Source organism: Geodermatophilus telluris (assembly GCF_900102745.1).
GTDB classification, from domain to species: domain Bacteria; phylum Actinomycetota; class Actinomycetes; order Mycobacteriales; family Geodermatophilaceae; genus Geodermatophilus; species Geodermatophilus telluris.
On record NZ_FMZF01000004.1, the window covers coordinates 283,605 to 307,776 of the forward strand.

The following is a 24,172-nucleotide window of genomic DNA, read 5'->3' on the forward strand; positions in this document are numbered from 1 at the left end:
GCTACGCGCCGATCTTGGTGGGAAGCTCGTCCGGTATGGCCGGCTCGTCTCGGGTCGCGTCGTCGACGGGGTCCTCCACGGCGGCGGGCCGCCTCCCGCGCCGCAGCTTGCGGAGGAGGCTCCCGCCCTTCCCGTGCCCGATGGAGGCGGTGACGCGGTCGAGGTAGATGGCGAGGACGACCACGGACAGTCCCGCCTCGAACCCGAGGCCGAGGTTCAGAGTCGCGATGGCTGCCGTCACCGCCCCACCGAGGCCCTCGGCTCCCACGAGGCCGGCGATGACGGCCATGGAGAGGGCCAGCATGATGACCTGGTTGACGCCGGCCATGATCGTCGGCAGAGCCAGCGGCAGCTGCACGCCGAAGAGGGTCTGCCGCGGGGTGAAGCCGAAGGCGTGCGAGGCCTCGACGACCTCGTGGTCGACGTTGCGGATGCCGAGCTCGGTGAGCCGGACGCCGGGCGGCAGGGCGAAGATGATCGTCGCGATGACGCCGGGCACGACACCGATGCTGAACAGCGTGACCACCGGCACCAGCCACACGAAGGCCGGCATGGTCTGCATCAGGTCCATGACCGGTCGGAGGACCGCGCTAACCCGCCTGCTGCTGGCGGCCCAGATGCCCAGCGGGATCGCCACGATCAACGCCCCGAGGGCGGAGACCAGGACCAGGGCCAGCGTCTGCATGGCGGCGTCCCACTGCTCCATGCTGATGACCAGCATCAGGCCCACGAGCGAGACGAGTCCCAGTCGCCATCCGCCCAGCAGGAGGCCGAACAGAGCGAAGATCACCGCCAGGACCACCGGGTCGGGTGCCTGGAGCAGTGCGATGAGACCGTCGACGAGTGAGCCCAGGCCGTCGCTGACCACGTCGAAGAAGGCATCCAGCGCCGTGGTCAGCCAGTCGAAGAACTGTTCGATCGTGTCGCCGACGGGAACCCGGGGCACCTCGATCGCCAGTGGGGTCGCGCTCATCGCGCCATCGCCTCCGTGCGCGCCGGGACCGAGATCCGGCTGGTCGTGCCGTGGTCGGCCTCCGCCGTGCCCGAGCACTGAGCCAAGGCCTTGAGGACGGTGACTCGCGCGATCGCGCCCATGAGGTGCCGGCCGCCGTCGACCACCGCGAGTGCCTCCGGGCTCGCCGCGCTCATCGGGAGCAGCTCGGACAGCCGGGCGTCCGGGGACACGCTGAGCACCCGGTCGTCCACGATGCCGTCGAGGGTGCGGGCCCCGTCGCGCACCGCAGCCGCCACCCGTTCTTCGTCGACGGCACCGCGCAGGGTCTGGTCGCGGTCCACGACGAAGACACGGGACATCCGGTGCTGGCGCATCACCTGCTGCGCGACATCCGGTCCGTGGTCACTGCCGACGATGGCCACCGGGGGCACCATGACGCTCCCGGCGGTCAGCACCCGGGTGCGGTCGACGTCCTGGACGAACTGGGAGACGTAGTCGTCGGCAGGTTGGTTGAGGATCTGCTCGGCCGTGCCGATCTGGACGATCCGGCCGTCCTTCATCATGGCGATCCGGTCGCCCAGGCGCATGGCCTCGTTCAGGTCATGGGTGATGAAGAGGATCGTCTTGCCCAGCTTGTGCTGCAGGTCGACCAGCTGGTCCTGCATCTCGCGCTTGATGAGCGGGTCGAGGGCGCTGAACGCCTCGTCCATGAGCATGATGTTGGTGCCTGCCGCCAGGGCTCTGGCCAGCCCGACGCGTTGGCGCATGCCACCGGAGAGCTGACCGGGCAACGAGTCCTCCCAGCCCTTGAGGCCGACCAGGCGCAGGGCCTCCTTGGCGCGGGTCTCGCACTCGTGCTTGGGGATGCCCTGGACGCGCAGGCCGGCGGCGGCGTTCTGCCCCACCGTTCGGTGCGGGAACAGCGCGAAGTGCTGGAAGACCATGCTGACCTTCTCGCGCCGCATGACCCGCAGCTGCTGCTTGTTCATCGTCACCACGTCGTCGCCGTAGACGCGCAGCTCCCCCGCCGTCGGCTCCAGCAGCCCGTTCACCATGCGGATCAGCGTCGACTTCCCCGAACCCGACAGCCCCATGACCACGAAGATCTCGCCCTCGCGGACGTCGAAGCTCGCGTCGATCACCGCGGCGGTGAGGCCGTCCTTGCGGAGGTCCTCGCGCGTCGCGCCGTCCCGCAACCGCGCGACGCCCCGCTCGGGTCGTCTGCCGAAGACCTTGTAGGTGTCACGTGCCACGATGGCGTTCACGGCGGGCTCCCGTCGGTGAGTGTGGTCGGCCGCTAGCGGGCCAGCGGGCGGAGCGAGTACCTCGTGGACACCACGGCGTTCCTCGTTGGCGCGGTCCGGCCGGGAAGATCCCGTCGCAGGCACGGTCCGGTCATCACGACACCTCCCCCGCGGTCGACTCGTCATGCTGTGACTCTTGAGGTGATCTGTGATCACACCCTAGGGTGATCTACGTCATGCCGTCAACGCCCCGTCAGTCCCGAGCGAGGCCAGTAGGTCCCCGTGCCCGGCGCAACGGCTGCAACACCAACCCTGGAGGGTGCAGTGAAGGACGTGGTGATCGTCGGGGGTGGCATCGCTGGCCTGGCGGCAGCATGGAGGTTGCGCAACCGGGACATGGTGTTGTTCGAGGCCGGTGATCGGGTCGGCGGCCGCATCCGCTCCGAGCGTCGTGGTCACTACTGGATGAACTGGGGTGGCCACGTCTACGACGGCAACCCGGCCTCGTCGACGCAGTGGCTGCTGAACGACGCCGGGGTCGAGTCGCGGCCGGTACCCGGCAACCTGGCCGGGCTGAGCATGAACGGGCGCCTGCTGCTCAGTGGCCGGGTGGAGACCTTCCCGTTCCGGGTACCCATGTCGTGGCGGGACCGCGCGAGCCTGATCCGGGCCGGCGCCAAGGTGCGCCTGGGCGTGGCGCGCTACGGCCGACTGGTCAAGCGCCGCCCGGGCGAGGACGAGGCCACCCGACAGCAGCGGGTCTACGACTTCAAGAACGACATCTCCTTCGCCGACTACGTCGGCGACCTGACCGAGGACGCCGAGGCGCTCTTCAAGCCCACCGTCACGAGGTCGTCGGCGGAGATGCACGAGATCTCCGCCGGGGCCGGCATCGGGTACTTCAACCTCGTCTGGAACCTGGGTGCGGGCCTGTCGCACAGCATCGTCGGCGGACCCTCCACGCTCACCGAGGGGATCGCCGCGGCGCTCGGCGCACGGGTGCAGCTTGGCGCCGCGGTGCAGGAGGTGGTGCACCGGAGGAACTCGGTGGTCGTGCGCTACTCCCAGGGCGGCGCCGGGCACGAGGTCCACGCCCGGTGCGTCGTCCTGGCCACCCCGGCCGGCGTGAGCGCCCGGATCGCGGTCGATCTCGACGCCGAGGTCAAGGACGCCCTCGCCCAGGTCAGGTACGGCCCGTTCGTGAGTGCGGCGTTCCTCACCGACGAGGCCGGGCCGTGCCCGTGGGACGGCACCTACGCGATCGCCACTCCCAAGCGCTCGTTCAACGTGGTGCTGAACATGAGCAACAACGTGCACGGCCACAGCACCGCGCGGCTCCCCGGCAGCAGCTTCATGGCCTTCTCCCCAGCCGGACTCGCCCGACAGCTCCTGGAGCAGGACGACGAGACCATCCTCAAGACCTACCTCGACGACCTCGACCAGGTGCTGCCCGGCACCGCGTCGTCGCTGGTGGAGGCCGAGGTGGCCCGGTGGCCCGAGGGGTCGGTGTACAGCTTCCCCGGCCGGGCCAGGCTGCAGCCGGTCCTCACCCGGCGCGACAGCCGGGTGCTGCTGGCGGGCGACTACCTCGGCACCCAGTACACCGAGACCGCGGTGTACACGGGCCTGGCCGCCGCCGCTGCCGCCGAGTCCACCCTGGACGCCGACCGGACCGCGCGCCCGGCTCCGCCCGCCTCCTGACGCCCTCCCCTCCCCTTAGCAGCTGCAGCGAGGAGTTCCCATGTCCGCACCGCTCCGCGGCGTCCTGTCCGCCCTGCTCACCCCCTTCGACGGCGACGGCCGTGTCGACGAGGCCACCCTGCGACGGGTGGTCGACCGCAACATCGACGGCGGCGTGCACGGCGTGGTGGCGTGCGGATCGACGGGCGAGTTCACCGCACTCAGCGGGGCCGAGCGCAGGCTGGTCGTCGAGACGGTGGTCGACCAGGCGGCCGGCCGGGTGCCGGTGGTGGCACAGACCGGCGCCCAGACCACGGCCGAGGCGATCGAGCTCTCCCGCCACGCCGAGCAGGCGGGCGCCTCCGTCGTGATGGTGGTGGCGCCCTACTACGAGCCGCTCACCATCGACGAGACCAAGCGCTACCTGCGCACCGTCGCCGAGTCGGTGGGCATCCCCGTCATGCTCTACAACCTCCCGGCGGCGACCGGGGTCAACATGCCGCCGGCGCTGATCGGCGAGCTGGCCCGCGAGGTCGACAACATCCGGTACGTCAAGGACACCACCGCCGACATCGCGCAGGCCGGGCAGCTCATCCACAACCACGCCGACGTGGTCTCCACCTTCGTCGGCTGGGACTCGCTGCTGCTCGCCGCCCTGGCCGAGGGCGCGGCCGGCGTGATGGCCGGCACCGCCAACGTCATCGCGGCCCAACTGGTGTCCATCCACGCCGCCATGAGCCAGGGTGACCTGCACCGAGCACGAGATGAGTGGACGCAGCTGTACCCGCTCATCGACGCGATCATGGCCGCGCCGTTCAGCGCTGCCGTCAAGACCGCGCTCGGCGCGACCGGCTTCGCCATCGGCGACCCGCGGCCACCGGTGCTCCCCCTCGACGGCGAGGTGGCCGCCACTATCTCCCGCCTCGCGTCGGCCCTCCCGCCAGCCCCGGCACGCCAGCCCGTGACCGTCGGCTGACCCTGTCCCACCCGGCCGCCGCGCCGAGCACCGCCGCCTCGAGGAGTCCCGCCATGTCCCTCACCGCCCCCCGTACCGACGTCGTCCGTCGTGCCGCGGCGACCCGCCCCCTCGACCCGGCCGCACTGCCGCCCGCCGGGCACTTCATCGACGGCATCTTCCGCGACTCTCCGGACGCCGACCGACTCGAGGTCGTCGACCCCACCTCCGAGGAGGTCATCACCCGGGTCGTGCAGGGCACCACGGCCGACGTCGACCTCGCCGTGACCGCTGCGCAGCGCGCCCGGGCCGGGTGGGCGCGCCTGACGCCCAAGGAGCGCTCGGAGCTGCTCCACGCCGTGGCCGACCGCATCGCACAGCACCACGACGTCCTGGTCGCCCTGGAGACGGCCAACACGGGCAAGCCGGTGTCGGTGGCCCGCGACGACGTCGACGGCACCATCGACACGTTCCGCTTCATGGCCGGCGCCCTGCGGGCGACCACGTCGCTGGCCGCCGGGGACTACGCCAAGGACCACCTGTCGGTGATCCTGCGCGAACCGCTCGGCGTGGTGGGCGTCGTCACGCCGTGGAACTACCCGTTGCTGATGGCGGCGTGGAAGGTCGCGCCGATCCTCGCGGCCGGCAACACCGTCGTGGTCAAGCCGTCCGAGCAGACGCCGCTGACCACGCTCAAGCTGGCCGAGTTGGTGGCCGACCTGCTGCCCGCCGGGGTGTTCAACGTGGTGACCGGTCTCGGCCCGGTCGTCGGTGAGGCCCTGGCGGCCCACCCCGACATCGACATGATCGCGCTCACCGGCTCGGTCGGCAGCGGCCGCGCCGTCGCGCGCGCCGCCGCCGAGAGCCTCAAGCGGGTCCACCTGGAGCTGGGCGGCAAGGCGCCGGTGGTGGTCTTCGAGGACGCGGACCTCGACCTGGCCGCGACGTCGCTGCGGGCGGCCAGCTTCTACAACAGCGGGCAGGAGTGCGGCGCCGCCTGCCGCGTGCTCGTGCACGAGTCGGTGGCCGACGCGTTCGTCGAGCGGCTGGTGGCGCAGGTGCGGGAGCTGGTCGTCGGCGAACCGGCCGCGGGCGAGGACGTCGAGGTGGGTCCGCTGGTGTCCCGGGCGCACTACGACCGCGTGCTCGGCCACCTCGAGCGGGCGGTCGCTGAAGGAGCCCGCGTGGCCGTCGGCGGCGGTGCGGCCGACGGGACGGGCTTCTTCGTCGAGCCGACCGTGCTGGTCGACGTGCCCGCCTCCGCGGCGTGCACCGTGGAGGAGATCTTCGGCCCCGTGGTGACGCTGGAGACCTTCACCGACGAGGAGGAGGCCGTCGAGCGGGCCAACGGCGTCCGGCTCGGCCTGTCCGCCTCGGTCTGGACGAACGACGCCCGCCGCAGCCACGCCGTGGCCGCGCGCCTGGACGCCGGCACGGTCTGGGTGAACTCGCACCTGGTGCTGGCCAACGAGGTGCCCTGGGGGGGGTTCAAGGGCTCGGGGTACGGCCGTGACCTGTCGATCTACGCACTCGACGACTACTCCCGCACCAAGCACGTGATGCACAACCACGGCCGCTGACCGCCAGCCTCGCCGCTGACCGTCACCGCGCGACTATCGTCTGCACGTGAACCTCACCGAACCCCTGCAGCCGACGCTCCTGGCCGACCAGGTGTACGACGTGCTGCGCGAGGCGATCATCAACGGCGATCTGCCGGCCGGGTCGCGCTTGCGGATCCGGGACGTCGCCGCGCAGGTCGGCACCAGCGTGATGCCGGTGCGCGAGGCGATACGACGCCTGGAGGAGGGCGGCTTCGCCCACCGGGAACCGCACAAGGGCGCCGTGGTCAAGGGGCTCACGCTCGAGGAACTGGTCCACGTCTACGCCGTCCGCAAGATCCTGGAGCGAGAGGCGGCCCGACTCGGCAGCGAACGGATCACGCCGCAGGACGTCGCCCGCATGGAGGCCGAGTACGGCCACATCCAGGCCGCCATCGCGGCGGAACAGGTCGAGGACCACCTCCGTCACGACGAGGCGCTGCTGACCATCCTCTACGAGGCGAGCGGCAATCCGGTGCTGGTGAGCAGCATCCGCAACCTGTGGCTGCAGTGCCACGCATACAAGACCGTGGGCATCAAGGCCACCATCGAGTCGCCCAAGTCCAACGAGTGGCTCTGGCGTTATCAGCGTGACCTCGTGGCAGCGGCCCGGTCGCACGACCCGGACGCCGCGGCCGCAGCCTCCGACGCCTCGCTCGACGTCGCCGCCGAGGACATCCGGCGGCGACTCGCCGCCAAGACCCACGGTGCCGACGCCGCCGCGTCATCGTGACGTCGTGACCGGGTAGCGGCTGCCCCCGGAACACTGCAGCGAGCCACCACCACCGTCACTGAAGAGGGGTGATCTGTGATTGCAACCTGCCCCGGGCGCGTGCTCGTCGGGGGTACCGCTGCGGCGGAGGTTCGAGCGACCAGCGAGATGTTGAGCCTCTGGGGCGGCGTCGACCCCGCCACCGGAACCGTGATCGACCACCGTCACCCCCTGTGCGGTCAGTCGATCACCGGCACCATCCTGGTGCTGCCCAAGGGCAAGGGGTCGAGCACCGGCAGCTACGTCCTCCTGGACGCGCTGGTCGCGGGCACAGCACCGGCGGGCATCATCCTTCGCGAGGTCGACGAGATCATCTCGCTCGGTGCCGTCGTCCACGAGGAGTTCCACGGCGCGACCATCCCCGTCGTCGTCCTCGACGACGAGTGGTTCCAGATGGCGCTGACTGCCCGCCGAGCAGAGGTTCGTCGTGACGGGACGGTGGTTCTCCATGCCTGAGCCGATGCGTGTGACCCACTCCCACCCCGACATCGAGCTGTCCGAGCGAGACCTGGACATGCTGGCCGGCCACGAGGGTGAGGCCACTCGCATCGCGATGCGGATCATCCTCCGGATGGCGGCCATCCAGCAGGCGACCGAGCTCATCGACATCAGTCACGTGCACGTCGGCGGGAGCATCTACACCGGCCGAGGCAGCCTGCACGCCGTCGAGCGGATGGTCGAGCTGGGGGCGACCGTCCGCGTGCCGACGACGGTGAACGCCATCTCCATCGACCGCTCACGCGGCACCCACGGAGCACCCGACCCCGAGTTCGCACGCAACGCCGACCGGCTCGCCACCGCGCTGGAGGAGATGGGTGCCCGGCCCGTCTTCTCGTGCACGCCGTACGTGTTCCCCGACGGGCCAGCGCTCGGCGACCACGTCCTCTGGGCCGAGTCCAACGCCATCGCGTACGCCAACAGCGTGATCGGTGCCCGGACCAACCGTCACGGTGACTTCCTGGACGTGTGCGCCGCCATCACGGGACGGGTTCCTCGGTCGGGCCTGCACCTGCCGGAGAACCGGAGGGGCGGCCTCCTCGTCCGGATCCCCGACGTCGAGGCTCCCGACCCGTCCTTCTTCACGACCCTCGGCTACCTCGTGGGGAAGCACGCCGGTACCGACGTCCCCGTGATCGAGGGCATCTCCTGCGCCCCGTCGACGGAGGACTTGAAGGCGTTCTGCTCGACGGTCGCGACGTCGGGCCCCGTGGGCCTGTTCCACATGGTCGGGGTCACTCCGGAGGCACCGACCGTCGAGACGGCCCTCGGCGGTCGCCCACCGCGGCGTGTCCTGGACGTGACGCGGACGGACCTCCGCGACGTCTGGCGCCAGCTGTCGACCGGCCGGGGCGAGATACTGCACCTGGTTGCGTTCGGGAGCCCACACTGCACGCTCGGAGACCTGGCCCGACTGGCCACCCTCTCCCGAGGCCGGCGGAAACATCCCGACGTCGACGTCCTGGTCACCACCAGCCGGTTCGTGCACGAGCAGGCGAGCACACAGGGGCTCCTCGACGCGATCGAGGACTTCGGCATGCGGGTCAGCACCGACACGTGCTTGTGCATGTTGACCGAAGGGTCTCTTCCCCCCGGCACCGAAGGGGTCATGACGGATTCCGGCAAGTTCGCCCACTACGGGCCGGGGCTGCTCCGGCGCGGCGTCTACTTCGGTTCCACGCGGGACTGCGTGGAGTCAGCCGTCGCCGGCCAACCGGTCCTGGCCGAGCCGAGCTGGCTGAGCTGAGCCGGGACGTGTCGGACACCGCTGCTGACGGCTCCCGCCCTGTCCGGAGATCGGCCGGACCGGCCCGCAACCGGACCGCGGGGACCGAGGGGCGGGCCCCGCCCCTCGGCCTGCTCGTCGTGGCGCAGTACGGCGCAGCGCGATCAGCGTGACAGCAGGTCGCGAACCTCGTCGGAGAACTGCCGGAGGTGGACCTCAGCCTCGTGCTGGGCTCGTTCGGGGTCACGGGCCGCGATGGCGTGCACCACGCTGTCCAGGGTGCACGGGACATCGCACGGACTCGGGTCCCGCCGGAAGGCGTAGTTCCACAACCGCATGGCCAGGTTGGCGTGCTGGTTGCAGGCGGTCTCGAGGTAGGCGTTGTGCGCCGCGGCATACACGGCGCGGTGGATGGCCACGTCGAGGTCGATCGGATTGCCTCCCTCCTCCCCCGTCCGGCCTGTCAGCGTGAGCAGTCGCTGACAGTCCTCACGGGTGGCTCGCTGGGCAGCCAGCGCCGCCGCCTGGCCTTCCAACGGGATGCGTACCTCCGTCAGCCACAGTTCGTCGGAGACCCTGATCTCCGCCGCGAACGTCCCGCGCCGGGGATAGATGACGACCAGGCCCTCGAGCGTCAGCCGCTTGAGCGCGTCCCGGACCGGGGTGAGCCCCACGCCCATCGACGCGCTCAGCTGCTTCTCGTCCATCGGCTCGCCCGGTTCGATGCGGAGCGAGATCAAGGCGTCCCGCAGGGACTCGTACGCCCGGTCGACCAGGCGCACAGGCACAGCGCTCGGCGCGGGACGGTCGACGTAGGTGAGGCTGTGAGCCACGTGGTCATCCTCGGGTGAGCAGTGGACGAGGCCGGACTGGCTCCGATCCGGGCGAGCGAGACGAGAACGAATGCTGAGGGTATCACTGCAATGTCAGTCTGCGGGCAGGATGCACCCTCCCCGCACGGACGCGACACGGATCACTCGGCCCGCCACGCCCAGAGCTCACCGGCCGACGGCGAGGGAGCCTCGACCCGAGCCCGGGCATCGAGGAGCGGCCTCCGCGTGATGATGGCGGCGGCCTCGCCGTCCCGTGCTCCAGCGGCGGCCTCGCCGTCCCGTGCTCCAGCGGCGGCCTCGCCGTCCCGTGCTGCAGCGGCGGCCTCGCCGTCCCGTGCTCCAGCGGCGGCCTCGCCGTCCCGTGCTGCACGGGCGGCCTCGCCGTCCCGTGCTCCAGCGGCGGCGGCCACGAGGTCGGACTGGAGCGACCAGAGTGGGCCGCCGTCGTTCTCCCGCGCCTCGGCGGCGCCCACCAGTCCATACGGGCGGCACCGCCTCCAAGGTGACTCCATCGTCTCGAGGAGGACTCGGTTGCCGGTGCTGTGTACAGGAGACGCAGCACCTCGTCCTCGCTGGGGCGACACCGAGTCGGCGTCGGCGGCCGCCTGGCGCGTGCGGCGGTGGGGACATCAGCGAGACGGTTGTCGGGTCGACGCGTCGTCTGCCCTCGGCAGCTGCCCGCGACGACCGTTCCCCGAGGCGGGCCCGGGCGGCAAGGCCGGCCTCCTCCAACCGCCTGGTCACCTCGAGGACCGGCCTGATGCTGGTTCCCGCCGGCGAGGTGTGGTGCCACGGACCTGCGACCGCGCCCCAGCGGGCCCGGTCCCGTTCGCGAACGCGTCACCCAGGCTGGCGAAGACCCCTCCGTCAGCAGGGACGGAGGCTGGACGACGGGATCGGCGTCAACCGAGGGCGACAACGCTCGCCCGTGGCCCCGGTGCACGAGCGGGACGGTCGAGCGCGAACTGCGGTTCGGGCTGGCGGCGACCGCGAGCCAGCTCGCCGATGAGGTGGCCGAGCAGGGGGGCGAACTTCGCGCCGTGGCCGGAGCACGGTGATGCGACGACCACCGGACCACGTCGATCCAGGACGAAGTCCTCGTCGGCGGTGGTCGTGTACAGACACGTCGCGTCGGCGACCGGAACCTCCTCGAGACCGGGCATCCACGTCCGTACGTAGTCGAGGATCCGACTCCGCCGGGAAGTGTCGAGCACGGCCGCGGACGAGCCGGGCGCGACCACCGGACCGGCATCGTGCTGGGCGACCTTGAACGCCGCCCTCGGTCCGCCGTCACTGCCCGACGGCAGCGCGAAGACCTGCATCTCCTCCTTGTGCACGACCACGGGCCAGCTGACGTCAGGTTCCCGCCGCGGGAAGTGGAAGACGTGTTGCTGGGTGACCCGCATCGGCGGGAGGTCGATCCCCAGGCCTGATCCGGGGAGGAACTCCGGCATCCAGGGTCCGTTGGCCAGCACGACACTGCGCGCCCGCACCGACTCCTCGCCCGTGTGCACGGTGACGCCTGAATCGCCGTGGACGTCGATCCGGTCGACGGAGGTCTCCGGGAAGAGTCGTGCGCCGTGTCCGGCCGCCTCGGCCAGGAAGGTCGTGACCGCGGCGTCGGCGTTGACAGTGCCGGCGTCAGGGTGGAACAGGACCGGACCGGTGAAGCGCATGCCCGGCCACCGGGCCTCGGCCTCGCGGGCACTCAGCAGCTCGTGCTGGACCTCCTCGGGCTGTTCGGCGAGGAAGGCGGCGATGCCCTCGGGGTCACGGACCCGACCGTGGTCGATGCCACCGGTCCACTGCAGCAACGAGGTCCCGCTCTCGCTCTCCAGCTCGGCCCACATCTGCTGAGCCTGCCCGGTCATCCTCAGGTACAGGGGGTCCTTGTACACCCGCCGGAAGATCCGTGAACTCCCGTGCGAGCTGCCGAGGGTGTGCCCGAACGCGTGCGCCTCGAAGAGGACGACGGACACGCCGGCCCGGGCCAGGGCCCACGCGGTCGAGGCACCGGTCAGCCCGGCGCCGACGACGACGACCTCGACGTCAGGTGCGACCACGGGTCAACCCCCGATGAGGGAGCGCAGGAACAGGAGCAGGTTGGCCGGCCGCTCGGCCATCCGGCGCATCAGGTACGGGTACCACTGAGAGCCGTAGGGCAGGTACACCCGGACGCGGTAGCCCTCCCGGGCCAGCTCCTGCTGCAACTGGCGGCGCACCCCGTACAGCATCTGGAACTCGAAGGCACGCCGGTCGATCCCGAGGCGATCCGCCTCGGACCTCACGTGTGCGATGCAGGCGTCGTCATGGGTGCCGAACGCCGGGTCGGGCAGGTTCTCCAGCGCCCAGGTCGTGAACCACTTGTAGCGTGCGGTCACCTCGTCCTTGTCCTGGGCCGCGGTCTCCAGCGACTCCAGGAAGGCTCCCTTGACCAACCGGATGCGCGGCTTGACCTCCTGGAACGACTGCAGGTCCGGCAGTGTCTGGCGCATGGCGGCCTGCATGGCGATCCGGGTCTGCTGGTGCCGGGGCAGAACGGCCCGGAAGGTCTCCAGGATCGCCTTGCCGACCGAGCTGGCCTCCATGTCCACCTCGACCAGCACGCCGTGCTCGTCCGCCGCGACGAGCAGCTTGTCGAGGTTCTGAGCACAGGCCCGCTGGTCGACGGCGACGCCGAGCTGGGACAGCTTCACCGAGACGCTGGACCCGGGTGCTCGCTCCGCCAGAGCGGGGAGGGCCTCGATGTACTCCTGGGTCGCTCTCTCCGCATCCGCCAGGTCCGTGACGGACTCGCCCAGCAGGTCGAGGCTCACCTCGAGCCCCTGTCGCCGCAGCTGGTCGGTGACCGCCATGGCGTCGTCGAGGGTGGTGCCCGCGACGTAGCGGGAGACCAAACCCCGGGTGAGTGGGGAGCGGCTGACCATCGCTCCGAGCTTCTGACTCTCGGATGCGACGAGGAGGAGTCGACTCGGCATCGGGATCTCCCGGAGTAGAGGGCGAGGACCACCTGGCCGCCGACGCTGCCGCGCGAAGGAGGCGGCCGGTCGTAGGCGGACTGCAGATGACACGACCCTAGGATGTGATCACAGATCAGGCAAGGCTGTTAGATGGCTCATGACTTCCTCGTGAAGGACGGCCGGAGTCGTTCCTCGACCCATCCGGCCCGGGTAGCCAGTCCAGAAATTTCTATGTAGCTTCAGTCGGGAGTTCGCGGACCACGGCCCCAACAGCCACTCCTCGCCGCACGTGGCGGGCGGTCCAGTCACATCTCTCGAAGGCGGTTTCCGATGACCACTCCACACACCAGCGTGACCGGCAACCTCCGAGTGCCGGCTCCGTTCAACGAGTCCCCACGGGACTTCGCCCCCGGGTCCCTGGAGGCGACCCGCGTCCTCAAGGAGATCGACCGGGTCCGTGGGCAGGTCCGGGAGCTGCCCCATGTGATCGACGGCGAGCGACTGCCGCTGGCCGCACGGACGAACGTGGTCGCCCCCCACGACCACGGGCACGTGCTGGGGCACTTCTCCCCCGCCGGTGAACGTGAGGTGACCGCAGCCATCGAGGCCGCTCTGCGGGCTCGCCCGACGTGGTCCCGCACGCCGTGGTGGGATCGGACCGCGATCTTCCTCCGGGCGGCTGACCTGGTCACTGGCAAGTACCGGGACGAACTGCTCGCCACCACCATGCTGGGCCAATCGAAGACCTTCCACCAGGCCGAGATCGACATCAACGAGCTGGCGGACTTCTTCCGGTACAACGCCTCCTTCGCGGCGCAGATCTACGACACCCAGCCGCAGTCGGTGCCCGGGGCCTGGAACCAGATGGACCATCGCCCCCTGGAGGGCTTCGTCCTCGCCATCACACCGTTCAACTTCACGGCGATCGCGGGCAACCTTCCCTCGACTCCGGCTCTGATGGGCAACGTGGTGGTGTGGAAGCCGTCGGAGAAGTCAGCGCTCAGCAGCGAGGTCGTCATGCGCGTGTTCGAGGAGGCCGGCCTCCCGCCGGGGGTCATCAACCTCGTGCACGGGTCCGGCGCCGACGTCACTGCCGTCGCGCAGCAGAGCCCGCACCTGGCCGGCATCACCTTCACCGGCTCCACCGCGGTCTTCCGCCAGCTGTGGAAGAGCACCGCGGCGAACATCGATCGTTACCGCAGCTACCCGCGGCTCGTCGGGGAGACGGGCGGCAAGAACGCGGTCATCGCGCACGCCTCGGCCGATCCCGAGGCGCTGGTCACCGCCCTCGTCCGGGGCGCCTTCGAGTACCAGGGCCAGAAGTGCTCCGCGGCGTCGCGGACCTACATCCCGCGCAGCCTGTGGGCGTCCGTCGAGGCGCCGCTGGTCGAGACGACGGCGAACCTGCGGGTCGGGGACGTGACCCAGCACGAGACCTTTGTGGGTGCGGTCATCGACGGGGCCTCCGTGCGGCGCCTCGAGCAGGCGATCGAGCGCGGTAAGGCACTCGACAGTCACCAGCTGCTCGTCGGTGGCAGGACGCGCAGTGAGGAGGGCTGGTTCGTCGACCCGACGATCTTCCAGACCACCGACCCGCACGCCATCACGATGTCCGAGGAGTTCTTCGGGCCACTCCTCAGCGTCTACGTCTACGAGGACGACGAGTGGGACCGGACGCTACGACTCGTCGACCAGACCAGCGACTATGCGTTGTGCTGCTCCGTCTTCGCCGGCGACCGCCGCGCCATCTCGCAGGCCCTGGACGTCCTGCGTGACGCGGGCGGCATGACGTACGTCAACGACAAGCCGACGGGGGCGTCCATCGGCCAGCAGTCCTTCGGCGGCAGCAGGGGCTCAGGGACGAACGACAAGACCGGTTCCCCTCTGGCCCTGCAGCGGTGGATCACCGGGCGGTTCATCAAGGAGACGTTCAGCCCGGCACACGACTGGACTTACCCCTACATGGGTCAGCGCGGCTGATCCGGAGGACGAACCCCACGGCGGCGGCGCCGCTCAGTCTCGCCGCCTCCCCGAGGGCCCGGTCGCCGCGCCGGCCGATTGGGCCCTCGGGTCGTCCATCCCACCGAACCGACCACCACAAGCGAAGGAAGGAAGGGCCACGTGCCATACGAGGTGAGGGGCGTCGTCGCCCGCGGCAAGGGAGCACCGGTCACCGTCGAGACGGTCCTGGTACCCGACCCCGGCCCGGGTGAGGCCGTGATCGACGTGCAGGCGTGCGGCGTCTGCCACACCGACCTGCACTACCGCGAGGGCGGCATCAACGACGAGTTCCCGTTCCTGCTCGGACACGAGGCCGCCGGCACCGTGGCCGCCGTCGGCGAGGGCGTGACGAACGTGGCCGTCGGCGACTTCGTCGTCCTGAACTGGCGGGCCGTCTGCGGGCAGTGCCGCGCCTGCCTCAAGGGGCAGCTCCAGTACTGCTTCGACACGCACAACGCCGCGCAGAAGATGACGCTGGCCGACGGCACCGAGCTGTCCCCGGCGCTGGGCATCGGCGCGTTCGTGGAGAAGACGCTGGTCCACTCGGGGCAGTGCACGAGGGTCGACCCCGAGACCCCGGCCACCGCCGCCGGGCTGCTCGGCTGCGGCGTGATGGCCGGCGTCGGCGCGGCGATCAACACCGGCGCGGTGCGACGCGGGGAGTCCGTCGCCGTCTTCGGCTGCGGCGGCGTGGGCGACGCCGCCATCGCCGGTGCCAAGCTGGCCGGGGCGACGACGATCGTGGCCGTCGACGTCGACGACCGGAAGCTGGCCTGGGCGCGGCAGTTCGGCGCCACCCACACCGTCAACTCCCGCGAGACCGACCCGGTCGAGGCCATCCGCGGCCACACGGGCGGGTTCGGTGTGGACGTCGCCATCGACGCAGTCGGCCGCCCGGAGGTGTTCACCCAGGCCTTCCACGCCCGCGACCTCGCCGGCCGCGTCGTCCTGGTGGGCGTCCCCACCCCGGACATGCAGCTCACCCTGCCCATGATCGAGCTCTTCGGCCGCGGCGGGGCGCTGAAGTCGAGCTGGTACGGCGACTGCCTGCCCAGCCGCGACTTCCCGATGCTCGCCGACCTCTACCGGCAGGGCCGCTTCCCGCTGGCGGACTTCGTCACCGAGACCATCGCCCTCGACGACGTGGAGAAGGCCTTCGAGAAGATGCACGCCGGAGAGGTGCTGCGTTCCGTCGTGGTGCTGGACAAGTGACCGCCCGCATCGAGAAGGCCGTCATCAGCGGCGTCTTCAGCCTCGACGGGCAGGACTTCGACGTCGACAACAACGTCTGGCTCGTCGGCGACGACGACGAGGTGCTCGTCATCGACGCCCCGCACCGCGCCGAGCCGATCGTCGAGGCCATCGGCGGGCGGAGGGTCACCGCGATCGTGCTCACCCACGGGCACAACGACCACGTCACCGCCGCCGTCGACCTGCGCGAGGCCACCGGCGCGCCGATCTGGTTCAACCCCGCCGACCTGATGCTCTGGAAGGTGGTGCATCCGAGGGCACTGCCCGACCACCCCCTCGGTCACTGCGCCCGGTTCGACGTGGCGGGCACGACGTTGGCTTCCGTGCACACCCCCGGCCACTCGCCGGGCAGCACCTGCCTGTACGCGCCGGCCCTGGCCACGGTGTTCACCGGCGACACGCTGTTCTGCGGCGGGCCCGGCGCCACCGGGCGGTCCTACAGCGACCACCCGACGATCGTCCGGTCGATCCGGTCACACCTGCTCACCCTGCCGGGCGACACCACCGTCAAGACCGGCCACGGCGACGACACCACCATCGCCACGGAAGTGCACAACGTGTCCTGAGCTCGTCCCACGCCGGGGACCGGTCGCTCCTCGTGTCGCCAGCTCCCAACCGCCGCGGCTGCAGCCGCGGGCCTCGGTCACCACCGATCCCGCGCTGCGGCCCTGCCGCGCACGCCGTCCGCGCCACCAGCGCCGGGGAACAACTCGGGCATCGCTGTCGGACCGCACCGACCCTGGCCGCCTGGACGCACCGGGCGGACCGGGCCACGGCCGCGGAAAGGCTTACCCACGTTCCCCACGTCGACGGAGGAGACGGCATGACGTTCCGGAGGATGTTCCAGGCCGTCGACGTGCACTCGGGCACGCCGATGAGGGTCGTCACGGGTGGAGTGCCGACCATCCCCGGGGAGACCGTCTATCAGCAGATGCGCTGGCTGGCGGAGCACGACGACCAGCTGCGCCTGCTGATGCTGCGCGAACCCCGCGGATACCCGGCCGCGTGCTGCAACCTCGTCGTACCGGCGAGACACCCCGACGCGGCGGCCGGCTACATCATCATGGAACAGCTGGAATACCCCGTCATGAGCGGCGGGAACACCATCGCCGTCGCGACGGTCCTCCTGGAGACCGGCATGATCCCCATGGAGGAGCCCATCACGGAGTTCCAGCTGGAGGCGCCAGCCGGCCTCATCGGCATCCGGGCGGAGTGCAGGGACGGCAAGGTCACCCAGGTGACCTTCCAGAACGTCCCCGCCTTCGCCGCCCACCTGGACGCTGTGATCGACGTGCCGACGCTCGGGAAGGTCACGGTCGACGTCGCCTGGGGCGGCATGTTCTACGTCATCGCTGACGTCCGCCAGTTCGACGGACTCCGACTGCAGCCCGAGTGCGGTGGAGAGCTCACCCGGGTCTCCGCACTGGTCCTGCGGGCCGCACAGGACCAGCTCGAGGTCGCACACCCGGACTATCCGGACATCGGGATCACCATCGCGCAGCTCTCGGGCCCCACCGACAACCCGATCGCGGACTGGCGCAACGCCGTCACCATGGCCAGCGGCCCGATCAGCTTCGACGACCCCTCGACCTGGACAGGAGCGCTGGACCGCTGCCCCTGTGGCACGGGCACCTGCGCGAAGATGGCCGTTCTGCACGCCAAGGGCGAGTTGGAGCTCGACCAGCCCTTCCGCCACGAGGGCCTCCTGGGAACCGTCTACACCGGGAACCTGGTGGACCAGACCGAGGTCGGCGGGCGCCCGGGCGTTGTCCCCACCATCGGGGGGCAGGCGTGGATCTCCGGGTTCGGCACCTACGTGCTCGACCCGACGGACCCCTTCGTGAACGGCTTCACGGTCGGCGACCTCTGGGCCTGAACGGTCCGGTCCCCTGGAGGCCACCGCCAACGCGGTCCCATCGACGACCCGCCAGGCTGCGCGGACACGAGTGAGAGGAACTTGGATGGTGCTGCCCAGGACGATGGCCGCCGTCCTCCTGACCGGCCATGGCGGCTTGGACCGCCTCGAGTATCGAACGGACGTACCGGTTCCCCAGCCGAGGAGGGGTGAGGTCCTCATCCAGGTCGCCGCAGCCGGGGTCAACAACACCGACATCAACACGCGCATCGGTTGGTACTCGAAGTCGGTCACGTCCGAGACCGGCGAAGGTGGTGCAGCGGGTTTCGACACCGTCGACGACGTGGACGCCACGTGGTCGGGTGCCGCCCTCGAGTTCCCGCGCATCCAGGGCGCGGACGTCTGTGGCCGGATCGTGGACGTCGGCGAGGGGGTCTCGCGCGACCGCATCGGTGTACGCGTCCTCGTCCGCAACATGCTGCGCACGCCGGTCGACTACCGACCCTTCGAGTGCTGGACCTTAGGTAGCGAGTGCAACGGCGGGTTCGCGCAGTTCACGGTCGCGCCGTCCCGAGAGACCTACGCCGTGGTCAGCGACCGGAGCGATGAGGAACTCGCAGCCGTGCCGTGCGCCTACTCGACCGCGGAGAACATGCTGCACCGAGCCGGGGTCGGCACGGCCCGAGTGCTCGTCACCGGCGCCTCCGGGGGTGTCGGACTGGCTGCGGTGCAGCTGGCCAAACGCCGGGGTGCGACGGTGATCGCGGTGTGCTCGGCCGCGAAGGCGGCCGACGTGGCGGCACAGGGAGCGGATGTCACCGTCGACCGCGGTGCAGACCTGGGCAGTACGCTCGGCGAGGCATCTGTCGACGTGGTGATCGATCTCGTCGGCGGCCCTCGGACGTCGAGGCTCCTGGACGTCCTGCGCCCCGGTGGTCGTTACGCCGTCTCCGGCGCCATCGGCGGGCCGATCGCCGAGATCGATCTGCGGACGATCTACCTGAAGGACCTGTCCGTCCTCGGTTGCACGTTCCAGGAGGACGAGGTCTTCGAGAACCTGATCAGGTACGTCGCGGACGGTGACGTGCGGCCGGTGGTCTGCCGTACGTACCCGCTGCAGGAGATCGCCCGCGCCCAGGAGGACTTCCTCAGGAAAGAGCACACTGGGAAGCTGGTGCTCATCCCGCCGGCTCCGTGATCCCGGGAGAGGGCGTGATCACCGGGATCGGGATGGGAGCGGCCCCAGCAGGCATGTGGTCTCGGGCCCACGCCGGTCCCCCGTCCTGAGTGGCGGGAGGCCACCGGCGTGTTCCCACCGCGCCTCAGCCGCCCGTCCGGGCGATGACCTCGAGGACCGTCGGCGACGCGCGCCCTCGCCGGAGCACCGCTTCCACCTGGCCTGCCGCGCGCAGCAGGTGGTCGACCGCGTGGCGTCCCCGCTGACGATCCAGCCGCTGCGTCGGGCCACCCACGGTGAGCACGCCGAGCAGTTCGTTCCCCGGTCCGTGAATCTCCGTGGCGATGCCGGCGAGGCCCTCCTCCTCTTCGTCCCTCGCGACGGCGTACCGCTGTTCACGGACATGCTCCAGCTCCGCCCGCAGCGCCTCGGCGGTCGTGATCGTCGCGGGTGTGAACCGTGGGAGCGGCTCGAGGAGGAAGCGCTCCAACCGTTCCTCGTCATACGCGGCGAGGAGCACCTTGCCGCTCGCGCTGGCGTGCAGGGGGAAGCGCTGACCCACCCAGGACTGGGGACGCAGCTGGGCCGGCGCGTCGACCTGGGACACGAGGTCCAGGCCCCCGTCAGGCGCGACGACGCTGAGCGTCACGGTCTCCCGGACGGCGGCGACCAGATCACCGATGACCGGGCGAGCCACCTCGCGGAGCAGTAGCTGCTCATCAGTGCCCCGGGCCAGACGCAGCAGCTCCGGCCCCAGCAGCACCCGGTCGTCACCGGGGATCCGCAGGAGAAACCCCTCCTGCTCCAGCGTCTGGATCATGCGGAGTGCCGTCGCGCGCGGCAGCCCCGCGGATCTGGCCAGCGAGGAGACGTTCGCATCGCGGTCCTCGGCGGTGGCGCGCAGCAGGGTGATCGCCTTCCGCACCGACTGGTTGAGCTTGGCTCCCTCAGCCGCCGACGCCATGCGGCCACGATACCGAGGGCCCGGCAGGCCCGGCCCTCCTGCCAGGCCCTCGGCATCGTCCACGTGACAGTCCTCGTCTGCGCCGGGCAGGGCTCAGTAGGCCGTGGTGGCCAGGTGGGCCCGTACCCGGGAGACGTACCAGGAGACGAAGGCCTCGACGTCTCCCTCCACCTCCGAGTACGGGCCGGGCTGGTAGCCGGGGTCCTCCACCCCGCGCTGGGTGCGGGCGACGAAGGCGCTGTCCTGGGCGTTGGTGGCGCTCCACACGTGCGTGAGGGTCGGCACGTCGTAGTCGACGCCTTCGACGGCGTCCGCGTGGACCAGCCAGGTCGACCGCAGCAGCGTGGTGTCCGGCGAGAGAGGCAGCACGGAGAACACCACCGCGTGGTCGGAGAGCAGGTGGAACCACGAGTTCGGCTGCATGTGCAGGTGGAAGTCGCCGAAGCGGTCGTCGGCGATCGACCCCAGCCGCTTGCGGCACACGGACTCACCGCCCGCGGTGTAGGACTTCCCGGCCCCGTCGAGCGGGGCGTGGGCGACCATGAAACCGGTGGGTCGGTTGTCCAGCTCGCGCATCCCGTCCAGCGGGAAGCCCTGCCGGACGCATGACGCCTGCAGGGCCGCGGTGGCCTTCTCGAAGCGGTCCCACGTCCGCCGGAGCCGGGGCGGGACATCCTCGGCGGTGTAACCGTGCAGCGGGAAGTAGGCGCTGGTCAACTCGGGGTGGCCGTCGCAGTGGTAGCACTCCCGGTTGTTCTCCATGACCAGCTTCCAGTTCCCCTGCTCGACGATGTCGATCTGGTGGGCGACCTTCGTCCGTCCCAGCTCGTAGGGCGCCAGGTAGGGGTCGATGCGCGCCGCCACGTCGTCGAAGTCGGCCGGGGGCTCGTCAGCGAGGCAGATGAACACGAAGCCGCCGACGCTGCGCACGTGCACCGGCTTGAGCCCGAAACGGCTGCAGTCGAACCCGGCCGGCTGGTTGTCGGCGTGCAGCAGACGCCCGTCGACGTTGTAGGTCCAGCGGTGGTACGGGCACACGAGGTTGCCGACGCTGCCCCGCGCGTCGTCGAGCAGCCGCGACCCGCGGTGCCGGCAGACATTGTAGAAGGCGCGCACCTGCTCGTCATCGTCCCGGACGATGATCACCGAGGAGGGGCCCACCTGCACGGTGACGAAGTCACCCGGCTCGGGTACCTCCGCCTCCGCGGCCACGAACAGCCAGTGCTTGGTGAAGATCGCGGCCATGTCCAGGTCGAAGGCCTCCCGACTCGTGTAGAGCGGGGCCTCCAGGCTGTAGCCGGCGGTGTGCCGGCCGATCAGGTCCGTCAGGTCGTCGGGTCGGGTCGGCCGATCGAGCTGGATGGTCATGGTGCGTCTCCCAGGAGCCGGGGGTGTGCGGAGGTGACCGGGTCGGACGACCGTGTCTGCTCCTTCACCGGGATCTCGACCACATGGTGCTCACGTGGTAGTGGGCGGTGTCCACTCTGCGATGTGTTACCACCGTCTCATTCGGTGGTCAAGGTGGCCATCCGGTCGCCGTCCGTCCTCACGTGCACGCGAGGTGCTCGTCGTGCGGTGCGTGGCTGAGGATCTCGACACCCGCCGAGGTCACCAGGACCTGCTCCTCGAGTTTGAGGCCCTCGTCCTCACCCTCGACGCCCATGTAGGCCTCCACGCTCAGGACCATGCCCGCCTCGATCTCGCCCGGATGGTGGTCGGAGAACGCGATGACCGGGTACTCGTCGCTGAGGCCACTGCCGTGGGCGATGAAGGGGTACCGCTCGGCGTGGTAAGCGGCGGGCAGCCGGCGGCAGAGCCGCTCGCCCAGCTCGTCCAGGGCAGCCCCCGGCCTGAGCTCGTCGATGATCTCGGCGAGGAAGGCCTGAGCGTCGGCGTAGAGCCGCTGCTGCCGAGCCGATGGCTTGGTGGACCCGACCAAGTACGTGCGGGAGAGGTCTGCCAGGTAGCCGGCCGGACCGATGAGGTCGGTGTCGAAGGCCAGCAGGTCGCCGCGTTCCACGGGACGGTCGCTCGCCTCGCGGAACCAGGGGTTCGTCCGTGGTCCCGAGGACAGCAGGCGGCATTCGGAGAACTCCGCGCCCAACGAGAATGCCCGGCCCAGGAGCTCGCCCCAGGCCTCGTTCTCGGTCATCCCCGGGCGCAGTGCCCGGTACAGACCGGCCACCGCGGCGTCGGCGACGGCCACCGACCGGCGGACCAGCTCGATCTCCGCGGCCCCCTTGACGGCCCGGGCCCGCTCGAGGGCCAGCTGCGCCGGCACGAGGTGCACACCGGCCGCCTGCAGGGCCAGAAAACCGTAGGCGTCGAGCCGGTCGACCCCGATGCGCTCGCCCGCGATGCCCCGGTCGCGGAGGACGCCCGCCACGTCCGCGGCGAACAGCGCGGCCCGCTCACCGGCCTGCTCCCCGGAACCGAAGACCGCCCAGCTCGTCGCCGTCCGGGTCTCGAGTCGGGGGTACGGGGACAGCAGCTCGGGGGGCGCGGAGGCGTACTCCCACAGCACCGGCTCGCCCTCGGCCGGTACCAGGAGGTAGCGGTCGATCGAGTGCATCGTCCACACCGGCATGGTCGACGTCCCGGACGCGTACCGGACGTTGACCGGGTCGACCAGGAGGGCGGCGGCGAGGTCATGGCGGCGCAGCGAGGCCCTCGTCCGGGCGAGTGCGTGCTCCACGGCCCCCCGTACGAGCTCGACGTCCACCGCGGGCCACGACCTGCGCGCCTCGGCCGGAGCCGGCAGAGGCGGTCGCTGCGGCTTCGGCCTCCCCGCCTCGAGGGACCACCGGGTCGTTGCGCCGCTCATGACTCTCCTCCAGCACTCGGGGGACCTGCGGGTCGACCTTGCACACGGTAGTGACGCAGCTTACGGTGGGCATCACTTTTCGGGCGCATCCGCCCACTTGATGAACACCCCCAGTCGAGGCCGGCATGTCAGTCGACAGGTCGGAGGACGGGGGCCGGACATGGGAGGCACGGCGATGACCGTCCTGAACACCGCAGCAGGGCTCGACGCGGCGTGGACGGCCGGGACTGCCGCGGCCGAGCAACTCCTGCCGGGGCACCCGTCCAGCCTCGCCGTCTGGGGTGAGGACGACAGCTCGACGCTGGTCTGCCGACAGGTCCAGGACGTCACCCACGACGTCAAGACCTTCCTCTTCGAGCCCGCCGAGCCCGCACTGTTCCAGCACGAGCCAGGACAGTTCGTCACGCTGCAGCTGGAGATCGACGGCCGCCCGGTCAGCCGGTGTTACACCATCTCCTCGCCCCCCACACGACCCCACCTGCTGGGGATCACGGTCAAGCGCCAGCCCGGCGGTGTGGTGTCGAACTGGCTGCACGACACGATGACCCCTGGGAAGCGCATCGCGGCCGACGGACCTTTCGGCGTCTTCACCATCGCCCGGCACCGGTCGGCCAAGTACCTCTTCCTGTCCGGCGGCAGCGGGATCACCCCGGTCATGTCCATGACGCGGGCCCTGTACGACCTCGGTTCGGACGCCGACATCGTGTTCGTGCACAGCGCACGCACGCCGTCCGACATCATCTTCCGGCGGGAACTCGAGACGATCGCGAGCACGGTGCCCACGGTGCGCGTCGCGCACGTCTGCGAGCGGGACGAGCCCCGGGAACCCTGGGGGGGACTGCGCGGCTTCCTGAGCGCCGAGATGCTGCGGATGCTGGCACCCGACCTGAAGGAGCGCGTCGTCTTCTGTTGCGGACCGGCGCCCTACATGGCCGCCGTCCGCCGGATGCTCGACGAGGCCGGCTTCGACATGCAGAACTACCACGAGGAGTCCTTCGTCTTCGGCGACCTCCGGATGGAGGAGTTCACCGTCCCCGCGGCGACGGAGGCATCGCCGGACCCGGAGGCGGCGGAGGCAGCCCGGGCGGGCGCGACGACGTACTCGGTCGAGTTCGTCCGCAGCGGCGTGACCTTCCACTGCGCCGAGGACGAGACCGTGCTCGACGCCGCGTATGAGGCGGGGCTGGCTCCGCCGTCCTCCTGCACCCAGGGCATGTGCGGTACCTGCAAGACGACCGTTCTCTCCGGCACCGTGGACATGCAGCACAACGGCGGCATCCGGCCACGGGAGATCGCGCAGAACAAGGTGCTCATCTGCTGCTCCACGCCCTTGAGCGACCTCCAGATCGACGCCTGACCCCACACGCGCCGCGGCGGAGG

At 70.6% G+C, this 24,172-nt stretch carries 21 protein-coding genes; 12 read left to right on the forward strand and 9 right to left on the reverse strand.

The window, feature by feature from the left end:
* Position 1 precedes the first annotated feature (1 nt).
* Entirely contained in the window at positions 2 to 973 is a 972-nt protein-coding gene (locus tag BLQ97_RS14720; protein WP_091366748.1) for an ABC transporter permease, read from the reverse strand.
* The gene (locus BLQ97_RS14725; protein WP_245692203.1) at positions 970 to 2,220 is read right to left on the reverse strand and encodes a quaternary amine ABC transporter ATP-binding protein; all 1,251 of its coding nucleotides are present in this window, start codon (positions 2,218 to 2,220) and stop codon (positions 970 to 972) included. The genes BLQ97_RS14720 and BLQ97_RS14725 overlap by 4 nt, the downstream gene beginning before the upstream one ends.
* Before the next feature lie 303 nt (positions 2,221 to 2,523).
* Between BLQ97_RS14725 and BLQ97_RS14730 the strand changes: the two genes are divergently transcribed.
* From BLQ97_RS14730 to BLQ97_RS14755, 6 genes are all read left to right on the forward strand, one after another.
* Positions 2,524 to 3,900 carry a protoporphyrinogen/coproporphyrinogen oxidase gene (locus BLQ97_RS14730; protein WP_091366749.1) on the forward strand — a complete coding sequence of 459 codons (1,377 nt, stop codon included), beginning with the start codon at positions 2,524 to 2,526 and terminating at the stop codon, positions 3,898 to 3,900.
* 40 nt (positions 3,901 to 3,940) lie between these two features.
* Entirely contained in the window at positions 3,941 to 4,855 is a 915-nt protein-coding gene (locus BLQ97_RS14735) for a dihydrodipicolinate synthase family protein (RefSeq protein WP_091366750.1), read from the forward strand.
* A gap of 53 nt (positions 4,856 to 4,908) precedes the next feature.
* Complete coding sequence (locus BLQ97_RS14740; protein WP_091366751.1) at positions 4,909 to 6,414, forward strand: aldehyde dehydrogenase family protein; 1,506 nt, start codon at positions 4,909 to 4,911, stop codon at positions 6,412 to 6,414.
* Between the two features lie 46 nt (positions 6,415 to 6,460).
* Positions 6,461 to 7,165 carry a GntR family transcriptional regulator gene (locus BLQ97_RS14745; protein ID WP_091366752.1) on the forward strand — a complete coding sequence of 235 codons (705 nt, stop codon included), beginning with the start codon at positions 6,461 to 6,463 and terminating at the stop codon, positions 7,163 to 7,165.
* A gap of 99 nt (positions 7,166 to 7,264) precedes the next feature.
* A complete protein-coding gene (locus BLQ97_RS14750; RefSeq protein ID WP_091366753.1) occupies positions 7,265 to 7,660 on the forward strand; it encodes an aconitase X swivel domain-containing protein in 396 nt (131 codons plus the stop codon).
* The gene (locus BLQ97_RS14755) at positions 7,632 to 8,948 is read left to right on the forward strand and encodes an aconitase X (RefSeq protein ID WP_139173667.1); all 1,317 of its coding nucleotides are present in this window, start codon (positions 7,632 to 7,634) and stop codon (positions 8,946 to 8,948) included. The genes BLQ97_RS14750 and BLQ97_RS14755 overlap by 29 nt, the downstream gene beginning before the upstream one ends.
* 143 nt (positions 8,949 to 9,091) lie before the next feature.
* Here the strand turns inward: BLQ97_RS14755 and BLQ97_RS14760 are convergent, their stop codons facing one another.
* The 4 genes from BLQ97_RS14760 to BLQ97_RS14775 form a co-directional block, all read right to left on the reverse strand.
* Complete coding sequence (locus tag BLQ97_RS14760) at positions 9,092 to 9,760, reverse strand: GntR family transcriptional regulator (RefSeq protein ID WP_217637208.1); 669 nt, start codon at positions 9,758 to 9,760, stop codon at positions 9,092 to 9,094.
* 140 nt (positions 9,761 to 9,900) lie between these two features.
* Positions 9,901 to 10,233: a hypothetical protein gene (locus tag BLQ97_RS14765; protein ID WP_091366755.1), complete on the reverse strand. Its 333-nt coding sequence runs from the start codon at positions 10,231 to 10,233 to the stop codon at positions 9,901 to 9,903.
* Positions 10,234 to 10,662: 429 nt separating this feature from the next.
* Positions 10,663 to 11,823 carry an FAD-dependent oxidoreductase gene (locus BLQ97_RS14770; protein WP_091366756.1) on the reverse strand — a complete coding sequence of 387 codons (1,161 nt, stop codon included), beginning with the start codon at positions 11,821 to 11,823 and terminating at the stop codon, positions 10,663 to 10,665.
* 3 nt (positions 11,824 to 11,826) lie between these two features.
* The gene (locus BLQ97_RS14775; RefSeq protein ID WP_175471748.1) at positions 11,827 to 12,687 is read right to left on the reverse strand and encodes a proline dehydrogenase family protein; all 861 of its coding nucleotides are present in this window, start codon (positions 12,685 to 12,687) and stop codon (positions 11,827 to 11,829) included.
* Between the two features lie 363 nt (positions 12,688 to 13,050).
* On the opposite strand from BLQ97_RS14775, the gene pruA reads away from it, so the two are divergent.
* The 5 genes from pruA (at position 13,051) to BLQ97_RS14800 (ending at position 19,025) form a co-directional block, all read left to right on the forward strand.
* Positions 13,051 to 14,700 carry an L-glutamate gamma-semialdehyde dehydrogenase gene (gene pruA, locus BLQ97_RS14780; protein WP_091366758.1) on the forward strand — a complete coding sequence of 550 codons (1,650 nt, stop codon included), beginning with the start codon at positions 13,051 to 13,053 and terminating at the stop codon, positions 14,698 to 14,700.
* 141 nt (positions 14,701 to 14,841) lie between these two features.
* Complete coding sequence (locus BLQ97_RS14785) at positions 14,842 to 15,933, forward strand: S-(hydroxymethyl)mycothiol dehydrogenase (RefSeq protein WP_091366759.1); 1,092 nt, start codon at positions 14,842 to 14,844, stop codon at positions 15,931 to 15,933.
* The gene (locus BLQ97_RS14790) at positions 15,930 to 16,538 is read left to right on the forward strand and encodes an MBL fold metallo-hydrolase (RefSeq protein ID WP_091366760.1); all 609 of its coding nucleotides are present in this window, start codon (positions 15,930 to 15,932) and stop codon (positions 16,536 to 16,538) included. The genes BLQ97_RS14785 and BLQ97_RS14790 overlap by 4 nt, the downstream gene beginning before the upstream one ends.
* A 257-nt stretch (positions 16,539 to 16,795) precedes the next feature.
* On the forward strand, positions 16,796 to 17,848 hold the full coding sequence (locus BLQ97_RS14795) for a proline racemase family protein (protein ID WP_091366761.1): 1,053 nt from the start codon (positions 16,796 to 16,798) through the stop codon (positions 17,846 to 17,848).
* Positions 17,849 to 17,933: 85 nt separating this feature from the next.
* Positions 17,934 to 19,025, forward strand: a complete 1,092-nt coding sequence (locus BLQ97_RS14800) for an alcohol dehydrogenase family protein (RefSeq protein ID WP_175471749.1) — start codon at positions 17,934 to 17,936, stop codon at positions 19,023 to 19,025.
* Between the two features lie 124 nt (positions 19,026 to 19,149).
* On the opposite strand, the gene BLQ97_RS14805 is transcribed toward BLQ97_RS14800, so the two are convergent.
* From BLQ97_RS14805 to BLQ97_RS14815, 3 genes are all read right to left on the reverse strand, one after another.
* Positions 19,150 to 19,968 carry an IclR family transcriptional regulator gene (locus BLQ97_RS14805; RefSeq protein WP_245692205.1) on the reverse strand — a complete coding sequence of 273 codons (819 nt, stop codon included), beginning with the start codon at positions 19,966 to 19,968 and terminating at the stop codon, positions 19,150 to 19,152.
* Positions 19,969 to 20,061: 93 nt separating this feature from the next.
* Positions 20,062 to 21,336: an aromatic ring-hydroxylating oxygenase subunit alpha gene (locus tag BLQ97_RS14810; RefSeq protein ID WP_091366763.1), complete on the reverse strand. Its 1,275-nt coding sequence runs from the start codon at positions 21,334 to 21,336 to the stop codon at positions 20,062 to 20,064.
* A 178-nt stretch (positions 21,337 to 21,514) separates the two neighbouring features.
* Positions 21,515 to 22,663 (reverse strand): M24 family metallopeptidase, encoded by a 1,149-nt coding sequence (locus BLQ97_RS14815; protein ID WP_175471750.1) that lies wholly within the window; start codon positions 22,661 to 22,663, stop codon positions 21,515 to 21,517.
* Positions 22,664 to 22,967: 304 nt separating this feature from the next.
* Between BLQ97_RS14815 and BLQ97_RS14820 the strand changes: the two genes are divergently transcribed.
* A complete protein-coding gene (locus tag BLQ97_RS14820; RefSeq protein WP_091366990.1) occupies positions 22,968 to 24,149 on the forward strand; it encodes an FAD-binding oxidoreductase in 1,182 nt (393 codons plus the stop codon).
* The last annotated feature ends 23 nt before the right edge of the window (positions 24,150 to 24,172 follow it).

Coding starts and splice junctions, on each gene's coding strand:
- BLQ97_RS14720 (WP_091366748.1), bottom strand. CDS start 973: ATGAGCGCGACCCCACTGGCGATCGAGGTGCCCCGGGTTCCCGTCGGC.
- BLQ97_RS14735 (WP_091366750.1), top strand. CDS start 3,941: ATGTCCGCACCGCTCCGCGGCGTCCTGTCCGCCCTGCTCACCCCCTTC.
- BLQ97_RS14740 (WP_091366751.1), top strand. CDS start 4,909: ATGTCCCTCACCGCCCCCCGTACCGACGTCGTCCGTCGTGCCGCGGCG.
- BLQ97_RS14775 (WP_175471748.1), bottom strand. CDS start 12,687: ATGGTCAGCCGCTCCCCACTCACCCGGGGTTTGGTCTCCCGCTACGTC.
- pruA (WP_091366758.1), top strand. CDS start 13,051: ATGACCACTCCACACACCAGCGTGACCGGCAACCTCCGAGTGCCGGCT.
- BLQ97_RS14795 (WP_091366761.1), top strand. CDS start 16,796: ATGACGTTCCGGAGGATGTTCCAGGCCGTCGACGTGCACTCGGGCACG.
- BLQ97_RS14800 (WP_175471749.1), top strand. CDS start 17,934: ATGGTGCTGCCCAGGACGATGGCCGCCGTCCTCCTGACCGGCCATGGC.
- BLQ97_RS14805 (WP_245692205.1), bottom strand. CDS start 19,968: ATGGCGTCGGCGGCTGAGGGAGCCAAGCTCAACCAGTCGGTGCGGAAG.
- BLQ97_RS14810 (WP_091366763.1), bottom strand. CDS start 21,336: ATGACCATCCAGCTCGATCGGCCGACCCGACCCGACGACCTGACGGAC.
- BLQ97_RS14820 (WP_091366990.1), top strand. CDS start 22,968: ATGACCGTCCTGAACACCGCAGCAGGGCTCGACGCGGCGTGGACGGCC.